The following is a 14757-nucleotide window of genomic DNA, read 5'->3' on the forward strand; positions in this document are numbered from 1 at the left end:
AGCTTGTGCTTAATCCTGTATTGTTGATAAAATTTCTAATAGTACGATATTTTCTACATGGCTAGTATGTGGAAACATATCAACCGGTTGAGAATAAACAATTTTATAATGATTTTTTAGTAAAGCTAAATCGCGGGCTTGAGTTGCAGCATTACAGCTAACGTAAATAATTCGCTTAGAAGCTATTTCGACCAAGCTTTGAATAACATCGGGATGAACTCCCGAACGTGGAGGATCAAGCACTATTAAATCGGGTTTACCATATCTTTTAATATGATCTTTAATTATAATATCTTTTACATCGCCTGCCTCAAAATATATATTATGAATATTATTTTTTTGCGCATTAGAATAAGCATTATCTATTGCCTCTTTAACATATTCGATACCAATTACAAAACGGGCTTGTTGTGCTAATAAAAGCGAAATAGTTCCTGTACCACAGAATAAATCATATACTAATTCATCGCCTTTTAAAGCAGCCCATTCTTTTACTTTAGTATAAAGTTTTTCGGTTTGATATAAATTGGTCTGAAAAAACGATACGGGATGTATATCAAATTCAAGGTTAAGCAACGATTCTTTGATTAGCTCCTGACCATATAAAAGTTTAAGTGGAACATTCTCTAACGAATCATTCAATTTATTGTTTAGAGCTATATAAAACGATTTTACCTCAGGTACATTCTTACGTATAAGCTCTTTTATGCTATCAATCCATTCGTGTTGCTCATATGCAACCGAAAGTATAAGCATAAATTCTCCCTTACGATTATTGCGTATAATTAAATTACGCAAAAAGCCCTCGTGATTTTTTAAATTATAAAAAGGAATATGCGCCTCATATGCAAACTGGCGTATAAGATTTCTTATTTTATTGGATGGTTCGGGTTGAAAAAAACAATGTTCTATATTGAGTACTTTGTCGTAGCGTCCAGGAATATGAAAACCCAATACAGGACGTATAACATCATTCGTATTTATTAACCATGGATTTGTAGAAAAAGTAAAATCGAGTTTATTGCGATAATATTGTATTGGATTACAAGCTAGAATAGGATATTTGGTTTCAATTTGCAATTTGCCAATTCGCTCAAGCTGATCATAAACCTGTTTTTCTTTATACTTTAACTGAGCATTATAGCTCATATGTTGCCATTTACATCCCCCACATAATCCAAAATGTTGACAAAATGGTTTTGTTCTATCGTCTGAAGAACTTAATATTTCGACTGTTTGCGCTTCGTAATAACGTCTTTTTTTGGCGATAACACGAATTAATAATTTATCGCCCGGCACTCCATTATCGACAAAAAATATTTTATCGTCTAATTTAGCCACCCCTTTACCCTCAACAGTGGTATCAATAATTTCTACTTCAAATAGTTGTCCGTGTAATTTGGTTCTGCTCATTAAATATTTGTTTTAATATGCTTAAGCATTCATTCCATATCATGGATGTTGCACCCCATATTATGTTATCGTTTAGCAAAAAGCAAGGCACATGGTATTCTTTTTGGTTATAATAAATGGTAGAAGTAGATAAAACATCTGAATTCAAAAAATCTTTTACTGAAAAAATAAGTATCTTTTCAACTTCAGCTTTATTAATATTTAATACTGGGAGATGTTCGCAAAAAAACACAAATGGGTAAACCAAAAATTTGCTTACTGGTATATAAAGTGAACTTAAAGATGCAATAAAAGTTAAATCTTGTTTTTTTACACCGATTTCTTCTTCTATTTCGCGATAAGCTGCATCTAAATGGGTTTCATTAATTTCTTTAGCACCACCGGGAAACGCAATTTGTCCGCTATGAGGTCCAGGATCGGGTGTGCGTTTTATAAATAAAACTGAAAGTTCATTGTTTTTAATAAATAAAATAATTCCAACAGCTGCTTCATATTGATGTTGAGTATTTTTTTGTAGCTGTTCGTTGCGAAAAGTAGGCGAAAACAAATGTTGGGCATTCCATCCCGGAAGATCAACATTTGTAAATAAAGCCTTAAGTGTTTGTATATTAATTTTAGCTGACATTATTTATGGAATTTCCTTAAAAATTCTTCTACTTCGGGAACTCCTCCTTGATAAACTAAATATCCATTATAGGGCTCACGTTTGGTAATCTCATCATTAATAGGAGTTAGCATTAAACGTTTAACTTCTTCGGGGTCGTTGGTTTGGCCTAATACCCAGCCTAATTTAATATAAGCTGTTTCTGGTAACATATTTTCGGCGGGAATAATTCCTTTTGCCATTAAATCGCGTCCCGTGTCATATACATACATATGACAAAAGCCATAAAGTGTCTGTACGGTCATAAATATATGTACACCTTTTTTAGTAGCTCTTTCAATAGCTGGATATAGTGGTTTATTAATATGTCCTAAACCTGTCCCAGCAATAACAATCCCTTTATATCCATTATCAACTAATGAATCTATAATATCGGGCTGCATATTAGGATAATAATAAACGAGGCTTACTTTCTCTTCGAAATAAGGTTTAATAATAACATTTTTATCCTTTCGGCGATGATTATAAACTTCTTTAATAGGTTTAACTCCATCTTTGCGAGATACGGTAGCTAAAGGTGTATCGCTCAATGTTCTAAAAGTAGAACGATACGATGAATGCATTTTACGTACACGTGTTCCACGATGTAAAAAGCCATATTCATCGCTTGTAGGGCCAAACATACAAACCATAACTTCGGCAATATCGCCATGACCAGCTGTAATAGCTGCATGAATAAGATTAAGGGCAGCATCAGATGATGGTCGGTCGCTTGAGCGTTGTGAACCGACTAATACTATGGGCACGGGTGGATTTTGAACCATAAAAGTTAATGCAGCAGCAGTATGACTCAATGTATCCGTGCCATGTCCGATAATAATACCATCGATGCCTTTTTCTATTTCTTTACCAATAGATATGGCAAGTTTTTTATATTGTTCGGGACCCATATTTTCGCTAAAAACTGCAAATAATTTTTCGGTCGAGATATTGCAAATATCGGCCAACTCGGGCACTGCACCATAAAGCTCACCGGGCGAAAAAGCGGGTATAACAGCACCTGTTCTATAATCGAGACGAGAAGCAATGGTTCCTCCCGTTCCAAACAACTTTACATTGGGATTTTTGGGGTTTACTGGAAATTCTTTTTCTGGAATTTTATAATGTGCTTCTTTATAGCCTAATTCCTGCATACTTTGAATGGTAGTAACATCAATGCCAATGTTGTATCCAGTTGCAACCTTTACAACAATGTGCATATCGTCGTCGTTTTCTGCTCTAGGAAGTACTGTTCCATTAAATTCACCACGCGAAGTAACTATGCGGGCTTGTCCCCATACTCTAACATTAAATTGCTGAAGTAAAGCTAGAGCTCTACCTTTATATCCTTTAAATACATCGTCTGCCATAACGTTATAATTCTATAAGTTTATATACTTCGTTTAATTCTACATTCCCAATTGCTTGTGGTCGAATTACACCCATTATCCAATTGCTCATGAGTGTTTTTTTCTTTTCTTTCTTAGGTGTAAATTTATTTTTTAATAATTGTGCTGCATTCATAATTTCTTCCTTTGTTTTGGGCTGAAATTTTATGCTGTGCAGTATACTTTGAAAGTCCATTTCGGGGTGTAAATAAATTTCTTTTAAAAGTGGGTAAGCTAATTGAGTTGTATATTGGTTCTGTTTTATAAATGCTAATAGGTCGTAAACTTGTTCAAAACGGAATTGAGATTTATTTTTTGCTTTTCCTTGTAAGTGTTTTAGGCGGTGAGCCAATAAGGTAGCAACAAAAATTGGGTTAAATCCCAATTCAATATTTATTTTCTCAATGAGCGGGACAAGATTATTACGTAATAAATAGGTATAAGTATCTTTTGGTACTTTCCATTCAACTAATTGTTGAAAACGCTTGTTAATTGGCACAGGAAGTTTTTCTGCAATTTTTTCAAGATATTCATTGGCTAAGGGTATCGGTGCCGAATCAGTGTCGGGATACATACGATCAGCGCCAGGCAATACGCGTTCAAAAATTGTGATTCCACTGGGCAGCGATTTTCGGGTTTCTTTAGGCACTCCCTTAAAAGCCATTTGACAACGTTCCTGAATGACTTCAAGAGCAGTAGGAATATCATCAACTGGCGACCAGAAAAGTAATACTGCATCGTTTTCGCTTACATTTAAAAGTTTGTATGTTTTTTCAAAAATATCATCACTTACATTTTTTTCCCAATCTTCGTCGTGGGTCATATTGGGCTGTTCGATACAAGCAATAACTTTTAATCTTTCGCTAATTTCGTGAGCAAAACAACGTCCAGGTTGAGTAAAATGCGACATAGCACCTCTAAAATAGGGCAACTTAACGGCTATAAGCTTATGACCTTGTGCTATCGCATTTTTTAAGGGTGTATAATTAAAATCAAAAAATTGTGGATTTATTTCTAACGATTCAATTTTCCAATTGTTAATATCAGGAACTTTTTTTAACAATTCATCACGTAGGTGTAATAAAGCCCATTGACGGAAGGCTTCATTATGAGTAAGTTCAGGTATCCATTTATTATGCGAAACTCCCTTTATTTCGACACGAGTTCCGCCTTTACAACTTACATTTACATCTTGACGCCCAGCCCCAATTCCAATACGAACCTTACCCGTGCTTCTATTTAAAAAACGAATATAATCGGCAACTTCTTTGACTTCATCAGGGTACTGCATATCGGGATAAGTAACCGTTTCAATGAGTGGCATGCCTAAACGGTCGGTCATATATACTCTTCTGTGCCCAACATCACTAACTTCGCGGCAAGAATCTTCTTCGATACTAAGTTGAATAAGTCTTATTTTTTTGTGTGGCATATCCAATTCGCCTTCAACTCCAAGTATGGCTGTACGCTGAAAGCCTGTAGGAATACTACCATCTAAATATTGTTTTCGAGTAATATGTACTTCGCCAACAATATTAAGTTTGCAAAGCATAGCTATTTCAAGAGCTATTTCAAGGGCTTCACGGTCAATTTTAAAGGGGGGAGTGTCGTCTATTTCGTAAGTACATGCAGTTTGATGTTTGATTTGATATACAATTTCTTTTCGTGTTTTAAATTCCATCAAAGCAGTGCCATCGTATTCGCCAAGTTCACTCAGTGTTGGCCTCATATGACGAATAATTTCAGCATCGTAATCATGAGGCTTTTGATAAATCCCTGCAGGACAATGACAAAAAAGTTTTTCTTTCGTTTTTAATTGTTGATGAACTTCTAATCCCGACATGAAACCTATTCGTTTATAATCATCGAGAGTAGCTTTTTTTCTTGGAATATATCCAATGGCTTGTTCTGTTTTTTTGTAATTTTCTAAAGCATCAAATTTTATCATAATTTATGTAAATTTTTAATTTTTCCTCCCTACCTATTAAACGAAGCATATTTTCGTTTTTAACGGGGAGTTTTATCCAGATTTCTTTTGTAATTGATAAACGTTTACTCACACTATTGTAGATGATAATCCTGATTTATGAATGCTACAAACTTACATAAAATTTAATAAAATATAATCAATTGATAATAAATTTTTAAAAGTACTTAAGCGTAAAATATTTGTTGTCTTTAAATAAGTATTGAGACCTTTGCAAAACTTTTTTTTCTTATGTAATTGAAAAAAAATTGAAAATAAAAGACATTTGCAAAACTCCTTTTTCGTCATGGCGATCCCGAAAAATCGGGATCACAACACAATACCAAACCTTCATTTGCAATGACAGGAAGGAATTGTTGAGATAAAAGAGTTTTGCAAAGATCTTGTATCGTATGCGAGTGTTAGGAAAGGATGTCTCACCACAAATTATACGTCAATCGTTGTTAAGTGTACAACTAAGTATTTTACGTGATAAAAAACGAATAAACGCTATGTTATTCCGTCAAATATAACTCAACAAGCAAAAGAAATTTATCAATCCGTAGGATTAAAAATATCAAATATGCCATTTATGATCGTATAATGAATTGACATATAATTACTTAGGTCTAATAAGTGGCGAAGTCGTGGGAAGATCCCGCAACAAGTTCGGGATGACGAATGGTGTGGTGAGTATTGCCTATTTCAAAAGACCATCATACTAGCCTCCAAGCGTCATACTGAATTTGTTTCAGTATCTCCTCAAACTACAACACTACCTCCCGACCGTCATACTGAACTCGTTTCAGTATCCAATCAAACACATCATTTCCTTCATACTATCCCTTATACGTCATGCTGAACTTGTTTCAGTATCTCTACCAAAACCCAACACTCACCCAAAAACCATCATACTGAATTTATTTCAGCATCCAATCAAAAATATTATTCACATCATGAGACATTTGCAAAACTCCTTTTTCGTCATGGCGATCCCGAGAAATCGGGATCACAACACAATACCAACCCTTCATTTGCAATGACAGGAAGGAATTGTTGAGATAAAAGAGTTTTGAAAAGGTCTTGTATTACAAATATCGATTTAGCGAATTGATTATTTTTTGTATTTATTAAAAAACTTTTAGTTTTGTAATTATAGTATAAACTAAATCCAATTGATTGACTAACTAAGAAAACTTATTGACTGGAATTGTATTTATAAATTAGGTAACAATCTTAAATATAATTAAAAGCTAAATGCTTTTAGCTAAAAATCTATAAAAGTAAAACTAAAATTAACGAACACCCGCGTAAAAGATTAAGCTTTATCTACCTGTTGACTTTGACTAACTTCACCGTATGCTGGGCAATGTTCGCTACTTTTGCAGGATTGAAAAAATACTGCTAACGTAAATAGAGCAACTATAATTACAACGACTTTTTTCATTATACAAGCTTTTTAACATTTGCAAATATACAACTTTTTCGAAAAAAGAATAAAGATATTCAAAAAAATTTTTCAACATATATATTTATTTATATACAATAGCTAATAGACCTTAAATTTTTGCTTATTAATAAAGAAACTTGTATGTTTGCATAAAAAAATTAAAATGGAAGCAATATTTAATCATCGTTCAATTCGTAAATATAAAGACACTCCCTTATCAGATGAAACCTTAAATAAAATTCTTTTAGCTGCAAGCAGGGCTTCTACCACAGGAAATATGCAAGTTTACAGCATCGTTGTTACCCGCGATTCTAACCTTAAACAACAACTTTGGGAAGCTCATTTTAAACAAAATATGGTTTTGCAAGCTCCCGTTATTTTAACATTTTGTGCAGATTTTAATCGTTTTAATAAATGGTGCATACAACGAAAAGCCGTTCCTGGTTATGATAATTTTCTTTCATTTTTTACAGCAGCAATCGATGCCTTATTAGCCGCCCAAAATGCAGCACTCGAAGCAGAGCATTTAGGCTTAGGGATTTGTTACTTAGGAACAACTACCTATATGGCTAAACGAATTATCGAAATATTACAATTACCCAAAGGTGTAGTTCCAGTTACCACCCTTGTAGTGGGTTATGCCGACGAAAATCCCCCCCTCACAGACCGTTTACCATTAGATGGAATTGTTCATTACGAAAAATATAACGATTATAACCCTGAAGACATTGATCGTATTTATGCAGAAAAAGAAGCGTTACCGCTAACCAAACAATTACTCGAAATAAACAAAACTGAAACCCTTGCTCAAATATTTACCGAAAAACGATATACCCAAAAAGATAATGTTACCTTTTCAAAAGCTTTATTGCAAGTATTACACGAACAAGGATTTATGAACAACGAATGAAGTTGTTCGTTATCATAGTGCTTCTGTGGTTAATCCATTGTACCCTTCAGGCACAAGATAAAGTATTTATTTCTTATATCAATCGTACCGAATACAAAAAACTTGCTTTTAGACGCGATAGCATCGTTAATGAGGCTAATGAAATAAAACATTACCAAGAGTATGTTATGCAAAAAATACCGTTTTTTTTACAACTCGATTCTATTACTAAAAACAATAATGAAATAGCTTTTTACTGGTCAAAACCTATTGAACAAAAATTATATTTTCAATTATTAGACACACAAAAAAAATTTATCGAAAAAAAAAGTTGGAACAAACATGCAGCAGTATTACTCAAAAAAAGATTAGACAATCATCTTAAAATACTCGAAAATAATGGGTTCCCATTTGCAGAAATAACATTAGACACTTTATATATTCTTGATAAAAATAAATTATTTTTATCATATTGCATTGCTTTTAATCAACGTATCACATTCGATAGTTTGGATGTAATTGGAAAACCTATCTTATCCAAGTCTTTTTTATCTGCCTATACTGGTATTATTCCAAATTCAACTTACCAAGAAAAAAAAATTAAAAATGTTAATCATTTAATAAACGAACTACCATTTGTACAAACAACACATTCGCCCGATTTGTTTTTTATTAACCAAAAAGCAAAACTACGCATATATTTAGCCAAAAAAAATGCCAATAGCTTTAGTGGCTTACTTGGAGTTGGTAATGGAGATAACAATAAAGTAAAAGTAACAGGTAACTTAACAATTGCTTTAAAAAACATTTTTAAACACGCTGACGACTTGAATGTTATGTGGAAGACAATCGGTACAAAATCGCAACAGCTTGATTTTTCGTTTTCGTATCCCTATATACTCCATTTGCCTGTTGGGTTTACAGGTAAACTTCACATTTATAAGCAAGACAGTTCGTATGTTAACACGCAATATAAAATTGGAATTATGTTTTATACTCACGGATTCAATGGTATTTTAGCATATTACGAACAAAAACAAAGTAGCATTTACCAAATACAATCTATCAACAACCCAAATATTACATCATTGAATGGAATTTATGGGGGCGTTAAAGCGGTTTTTTCTCAACAAAATGAACAATTATTACCCACGCAAGGCTATTATTTCACGATTGATGCAGCTTATGGGAATCGAACTATTTTCAAAAGCCCTTCTATGAGTGATTCTGTTTATAATTCAATACATAAAAACGCTGAACAATGGAAAGTGTATTTATACTCAGTCAAAATATTTCCATTATTTAACCCATTCTTTTTAAAAATTAAATTGGATGCCGGATACTTAAGTAAAGCCCAATTCAAAAATGAATTATATAGATTAGGTGGAAGTCAATCTTTACGTGGTTTTGACGAAGAAAGTCTGTTTGCATATTCATATTTTTTACCGTCTGCCGAATGGCGTTGGATACTTGATAAAAATACTCAAATTTTTGCTTTTTATGACCAGTTGTTTTATAAATCGATACAACAACATGATAATCCTTGGGGTTTAGGCGTGGGAACCGAAATAAATACTAGTGCAGGTTTGTTTTTTATATCGTATGCATTAGGCAGTCAAAATAACGAACCGATTATTTTCAGAAATGCAAAAATTCATTTTGGATATAAAAACAAATTTTAGTTTCTTATGAACAAGTTCTACTACAATTTAAAAATATATACCATGCCCCTTTAGTTTATTTTTTGAAAATTCTAAAGCTGGGAGAGGAAATTTAATAATATCAAAAGATTTTAAAATCGTTTTCAACAACTTATTGTTGGTTTTAATACCTCTAGGGTTTATATCGAGAGATAGAAAATATTGACGATAAGCTTTGTCTTCATTTGATAAGGCCTTATTATCAGTACCATTCAACATATTATAACCCGAATAACCGATTGCTATATTCAACCATGATGGCATGGGCTTGATTCCAGCATCATGCATATTTATGCTTAACCAATAGGTTTGCCCATTATAGTCTTTTAAAATTTCTTCGTACCAATATTCACCTAAAGCATCAGGACGCTTATCCGCTAAAGAAGTTGGATGATATGAAAATTTAACAGTAAACATGGGTTCGTCTAAGAAATAATGTTGTCCCAAAAAGATTATTGTCCCAGTGGCATTAGCCAATATATCAGAGTACGATGCTCCCCATTTGATAGAAAAAGCATCAAATGCTTCAATACTTGTTATCGTAGCAAACGAAACAATGCTGCTATACAATACTGCTTGTTTTGGATTGTAACCCGCCCAACAAAAACCTTTATAGCTTGCTTTTGAAAGTTGATAAGAACTAAATAAATGTCCTGCTTTATCCATTTGTAGCCATTCTTTACTATCGTCGAACCAATGAAATGAACTGCGAGGATAATGACTATACCAACTTTGATACAACCAAGTCATTCCAATCGTATAGCCCAAACCATAACCCGACCAAAAAATAATTTTTCGCCTACCAAAAAGGCTATCAACTTTCTGCCCAACAGTTGCCGTAGGATTCGTTATGTATAACCCTACTAAGCTCAAAATAAGTAAATAACGTTTGATATTATTTCTTATCACTATCTTTTATAATCACCGAAAATATAAACAACACAACAACCGAAGCTACAAAAACAATAAAAATTGAAGAAAGTACTTTTCGCATTACTTCCTGTACATCAATTATATCCCAAATTGCTAAAAGACCAATAATCGTCGAAAAAACAATTAAAGATATTAAAACATAAGCTGTAATTTTTTTAATTGCATTCATAATTTTATTTTTTAGTTTGTAAATAAATATTCTATTAACTGATATAAATTGTCAAATTCTTTTAATATCATATTATCTTTTTTTAATAACCAAACGGTTTTCGAAAAAGAATGTTGTTTTATTATAACGGAAAAATGACAATTATGGTTACATTCTGTATTAATTCCATACCGATGAAGAGCATATTGAGTATATTTAAGCGGCAAACCATCGCCTACTAAACGAATATATATTTGACTTCGACTATGATGCCTCTTTAAGGGATGCATTTCAAACAATAGTTCATTTTTTTTCAATTCATCATCAATTATTATTTGTTCAGGTATTTTTTCAATAAAAGAATGATTTCCAAGCAACCATATTTTATGTGCATAATTCATTGCTTCACTTATAGTATGAGTAGAAAAAATTACAGTTTTATTTTTTTGATGGCATAAGCTGTAAAATAATTCTAAAGTTAAATGCTGATGTTTTGGATCGAGGTGCGAAGTTGCTTCATCGAAGAGCATAATAGGCGTATTTTGAACTAAAACACGTGCGATGGCCGCCCTTTGCATTTCGCCATCGCTCAACTGATTTAAAAAATAATTTTTTTTATGATAAATGTCGGCTTGTTGCATTGCATCGTCAATTATTATACTGGCGTTTTGAGGCTTTGAATATGGAAATAAACCCATGGCAACGTAATCTTTTACCTGTATATATTGTATTTTTGAATTAAATGCTGGTAAAAAAGATATATAACATGCACGTTGATTTATTTTAATTTTATTAATAGGTTTTTCATTGATATAAATGCTTCCTTTTAACGGTTTTTGCAATCCTGCTAATGTTTTTAATAATGTTGATTTTCCAACACCATTTCTTCCAATTACTGCAATCAACATTGGTTTGTTAATACTAATATTTAATTCATAAGAAGGAAAAGCTATCTCTTTGGATGTTTCTTTATATCCACAAATTAAGTTATGTGTTGTTAAGGTAGTTACATCCATAATTCTCTCTTTTTAAAGAACAGAAAAAGCAATAATGGCAATGACAATAACGATGTAATGGTATTTAAAGGGACAAAAACACCTTCGAAAAATTGAGCAAAAATTTGTAGAATGATATCAGAAATTAAAACCATTTGTACCCCTATTAATGAAGTAGCAACAAAAATTGTTTTATGTAGGTTTGTAGAAAAAATAATTCGTGCGATATGTGGGCTAATTAACCCAATAAAAGCAATAGGGCCATAAAAGGCTGTTGAAAAACCGATCAATATACTTGTTAATCCAAAAGTTAATAACATAAACGTAGTTTTTCGAACACCTAACGAAGCAGCTTGTTCTTCACCAATCAACCAAATATCGAATTTCGTAGCATTTCCCCATAGTATAATAAGTGAAATAATACCAACAGCTAAAATAATACTCGAAATATAAGATGGTGTGTTATTAATATTCCCCATATTCCATAAGACAAATGATTTTAGCTCTATACTACCTGCACTATATTGTAATAAAGTAGTAATAGCATTAGCAAATGTGCCTAACAACAAGCCTGCTATTAAAACCGTTAATGATTGTTGAATACGTAGAGAAATAAGAAATATTATTAACATAAAACTCAACGAGCTAAGTACAGCAAAGCCGCTTATTCCAATCGATATAAGATTTTCATTTAAAAACATTTGCAATAAAGGATATGCCAATATAAAAAGCGCAACTCCAAGCGTAGCTCCCGAACTAATACCCAATACATAAGGTCCAGCCAAAGGATTTTTAAAAAACGTCTGCATAAGCAAACCACTTAGCGATAAACATATTCCGGCTGCCATTGCCGCTAATACTCTTGGTAAACGCAATAAATCGAGAACTACATATTGTGAATCTACATTTGAAAGCTGAAAGCTTAGATATTGCATGACTTTAGATAACGAAACAGAACTTGTTCCTAATGAAAAATCAATTAAAAATAATAGCACTAGCGTAAGTGAAAGCAACAAAAATTTGATTTTTGAATTCATTATAATACCTTTTGATAATAATGAAATTGAAAATTGCTGTCGTTATTAAAAATATGTATTAAATCCTCTAGAATTAAATGAGGTTTAACAACACCACTTTCCCAAAAATCATTGCCTCCTTGTAATGTTATTCGTTTGGTATGATTATATATAGCATTGGTTTTAAATGCCTTAAAAAGCTCATATCGCTTATCTGCTTTCAATAATTCTTTTTTTGACTGATAAATACCCGGGTTTAACCAAATATCGGCATTTTGAGCATGCAACAAAACTTTTTCAAAATCAAATTTAAGTATAACAGCTTTTTGCTGATTGCAAAAAATATAATTCCCTCCTGCATCTTTTGTCAATTGAGCAAAATACGAATTACCATTGGGCATATACCAAACTTCTTGATACGGAATATTGAAAAATACCGTAGGTCGATGACTTAGATGAATATTATTTTTTATCGTTTTATAACAATTTTCTATTTGCTCAAAAATACTATCAGCAAGCTGCTTTTTTTGAAAGAAAACACTAAAAAACTTAATCCATTCAGCTCTTCCTAAAGGATTTTCTTCCATAAACTCTGCAACATAAACAACAGGTATATGAAGCATCAGAAGTTTGTTTACATAAGGCATATTTTCCTTTCCTACTGAATAAATAAAAACCACATCGGGATGCAATGATAAAATTTGTTCAAAATTGATATTATTTTCGTAACCAACTTCTAAAATATGATTTTGTTCTATTTCATTTCTCAATTTGGAGTTGTAAACCATCGAAGTACCAGATATCGCTTTTATTGCTTTTAATTCGTTTAGAGCTTCAAAATAACCAATGTAAGTAGTACTAAACAAAACGGCTCGTTGAATAGGGATATGAATGCTATTAGGTTTTGAATAAGCAGATAAATAATAAGTAAATGTGTCATTTTCTGAACCTTGATAAGGATTAATAACTTTTAATATGTATGAAGAATCCTGAAGCACTTTTATTAAAAAATGATTGGCATAACGATTCGTAACTATATTGTTTAACTGTTTATTATTCGATTGACAAGCCCATAAAAAGAATAGTATAGACAAAAGAAAAAGAAAACGCATATTATTTTTTTGTTTCAATTAAAAAGAGATTTTTAGAAATGGATTGACCGTTTTTAAAGAAAAATTCCCCTCCCCAACTATGTGTTACTTGTCTGTATTCATTAGCAACGCCTTCTCTGTTTACAATGATGCGTTTAATTTTCTTCGATTTGTCTTCATAATTTTCTTCTGTTACACCTTCGGGATAAGTTTTAGCTAATTCAGATAAGTACTTTTGTACTTCTTCTTTGTCATTGAAATTTATTTCTTCTAATTTTTTTAGTTTTGCTTGTTGCTCATCAATCTGTTTTTGTCTTTCTTCAGCCAAACGACGTTGCTCTTCTTCGTTACGCTTTTTTAGTAAGTCTTGACATTCTGCTATTTTTTGTTTTGGATAAGATTCATTAGGCTTTTGCTTTAGAGCAGTCTGATAATAGGTAATGGCATTCGTATATTCTTTTAGTGCAAATGCTTTATCCGCTTTTGTTATTGCATCGTTATAAGATTGTTCCTTTTGATTTATTTCTTGTTCTTTCTTTTGTTTTTGAGCTAAAATATTTTCTATTTCTGTAATTTTATTTTTTGAATATGAATCATCCGGTTTTATTTTTAAAGCTTCTAAATATGCTTGCTTTGATTCTGTTAATTGCATTTTTTCAAACGCTGCATCGCCTTTCGCAACGGCTGACTTGTATTGCTCTTCTTTGGCTTTGGCTTCAGCTTCCGCTTTTTCTTTAGCGGCTTTGTCGGCTAAGAGTTTGTCGATTTCAGATAGTTTTGTCTTGGGATAAGTTTCATTCGGTTTGATGCTCAAGGCTTGATTGTAAGCTGTTTTGGCTTCGTCGAACAATTGTTTCGATAACGCTGCATCGCCTTTCGCAACCGCTGACTTGTATTGCTCTTCTTTGGCTTTGGCTTCGGCTTCCGCCTTTTCTTTAGCGGCTTTGTCGGCTAAGAGTTTATCGATTTCAGCCAGTTTTGTCTTGGGGTAAGTTTCGTTCGGTTTGATGCTCAAGGCTTGATTGTAAGCTGTTTTGGCTTCGTCGAACAATTGTTTCGATAACGCTGCATCGCCTTTCGCAACCGCTGACTTGTATTGCTCTTCTTTGGCTTTGGCTTCGGCTT

Annotated in this window: 12 protein-coding genes; 2 read left to right on the top strand and 10 right to left on the bottom strand. The window is 32.6% G+C overall.

The features are described 5' to 3' along the window. Positions 1-9 precede the first annotated feature (9 nt). From rlmD to gatE, 4 genes are read right to left on the bottom strand one after another with little or no spacing between them, the layout of a single operon-like run. Entirely contained in the window at positions 10-1413 is a 1404-nt protein-coding gene (gene rlmD, locus HPY79_06515) for a 23S rRNA (uracil(1939)-C(5))-methyltransferase RlmD (GenBank protein ID NSW45447.1), read from the bottom strand. Then, positions 1379-2038, bottom strand: coding sequence for a CoA pyrophosphatase (locus HPY79_06520; protein ID NSW45448.1), 660 nt, complete (start codon positions 2036-2038; stop codon positions 1379-1381). Before HPY79_06520 ends, rlmD begins: the two co-directional genes overlap by 35 nt. Beyond that, entirely contained in the window at positions 2038-3426 is a 1389-nt protein-coding gene (gatD, locus tag HPY79_06525) for a Glu-tRNA(Gln) amidotransferase subunit GatD (GenBank protein NSW45449.1), read from the bottom strand. Before gatD ends, HPY79_06520 begins: the two co-directional genes overlap by 1 nt. Before the next feature lie 4 nt (positions 3427-3430). Further along, the gene (gene gatE / locus HPY79_06530) at positions 3431-5392 is read right to left on the bottom strand and encodes a Glu-tRNA(Gln) amidotransferase subunit GatE (GenBank protein ID NSW45450.1); all 1962 of its coding nucleotides are present in this window, start codon (positions 5390-5392) and stop codon (positions 3431-3433) included. Positions 5393-7023: 1631 nt separating this feature from the next. Between gatE and HPY79_06535 the strand changes: the two genes are divergently transcribed. Beyond that, on the top strand, positions 7024-7770 hold the full coding sequence (locus HPY79_06535) for a nitroreductase family protein (protein NSW45451.1): 747 nt from the start codon (positions 7024-7026) through the stop codon (positions 7768-7770). Next, the gene (locus HPY79_06540) at positions 7767-9431 is read left to right on the top strand and encodes a hypothetical protein (GenBank protein NSW45452.1); all 1665 of its coding nucleotides are present in this window, start codon (positions 7767-7769) and stop codon (positions 9429-9431) included. Before HPY79_06535 ends, HPY79_06540 begins: the two co-directional genes overlap by 4 nt. A 27-nt stretch (positions 9432-9458) precedes the next feature. On the opposite strand, the gene HPY79_06545 is transcribed toward HPY79_06540, so the two are convergent. From HPY79_06545 to HPY79_06570, 6 genes are all read right to left on the bottom strand, one after another. Next, a complete protein-coding gene (locus tag HPY79_06545) occupies positions 9459-10358 on the bottom strand; it encodes a DUF2279 domain-containing protein (protein ID NSW45453.1) in 900 nt (299 codons plus the stop codon). Next, positions 10345-10551, bottom strand: coding sequence for a hypothetical protein (locus tag HPY79_06550; protein NSW45454.1), 207 nt, complete (start codon positions 10549-10551; stop codon positions 10345-10347). Before HPY79_06550 ends, HPY79_06545 begins: the two co-directional genes overlap by 14 nt. Before the next feature lie 11 nt (positions 10552-10562). After that, positions 10563-11546: an ABC transporter ATP-binding protein gene (locus HPY79_06555; GenBank protein ID NSW45455.1), complete on the bottom strand. Its 984-nt coding sequence runs from the start codon at positions 11544-11546 to the stop codon at positions 10563-10565. Beyond that, positions 11537-12562 carry an iron ABC transporter permease gene (locus HPY79_06560; protein ID NSW45456.1) on the bottom strand — a complete coding sequence of 342 codons (1026 nt, stop codon included), beginning with the start codon at positions 12560-12562 and terminating at the stop codon, positions 11537-11539. Before HPY79_06560 ends, HPY79_06555 begins: the two co-directional genes overlap by 10 nt. Beyond that, positions 12562-13653 carry an ABC transporter substrate-binding protein gene (locus HPY79_06565; GenBank protein NSW45457.1) on the bottom strand — a complete coding sequence of 364 codons (1092 nt, stop codon included), beginning with the start codon at positions 13651-13653 and terminating at the stop codon, positions 12562-12564. Before HPY79_06565 ends, HPY79_06560 begins: the two co-directional genes overlap by 1 nt. Before the next feature lies 1 nt (position 13654). After that, the coding region (locus tag HPY79_06570; protein NSW45458.1) for a hypothetical protein at positions 13655-14757 on the bottom strand (1103 nt) is incomplete at its 5' end.

This window comes from Bacteroidales bacterium, from assembly GCA_013314715.1.
Classification (GTDB): Bacteria; Bacteroidota; Bacteroidia; order Bacteroidales; family GWA2-32-17; genus Ch61.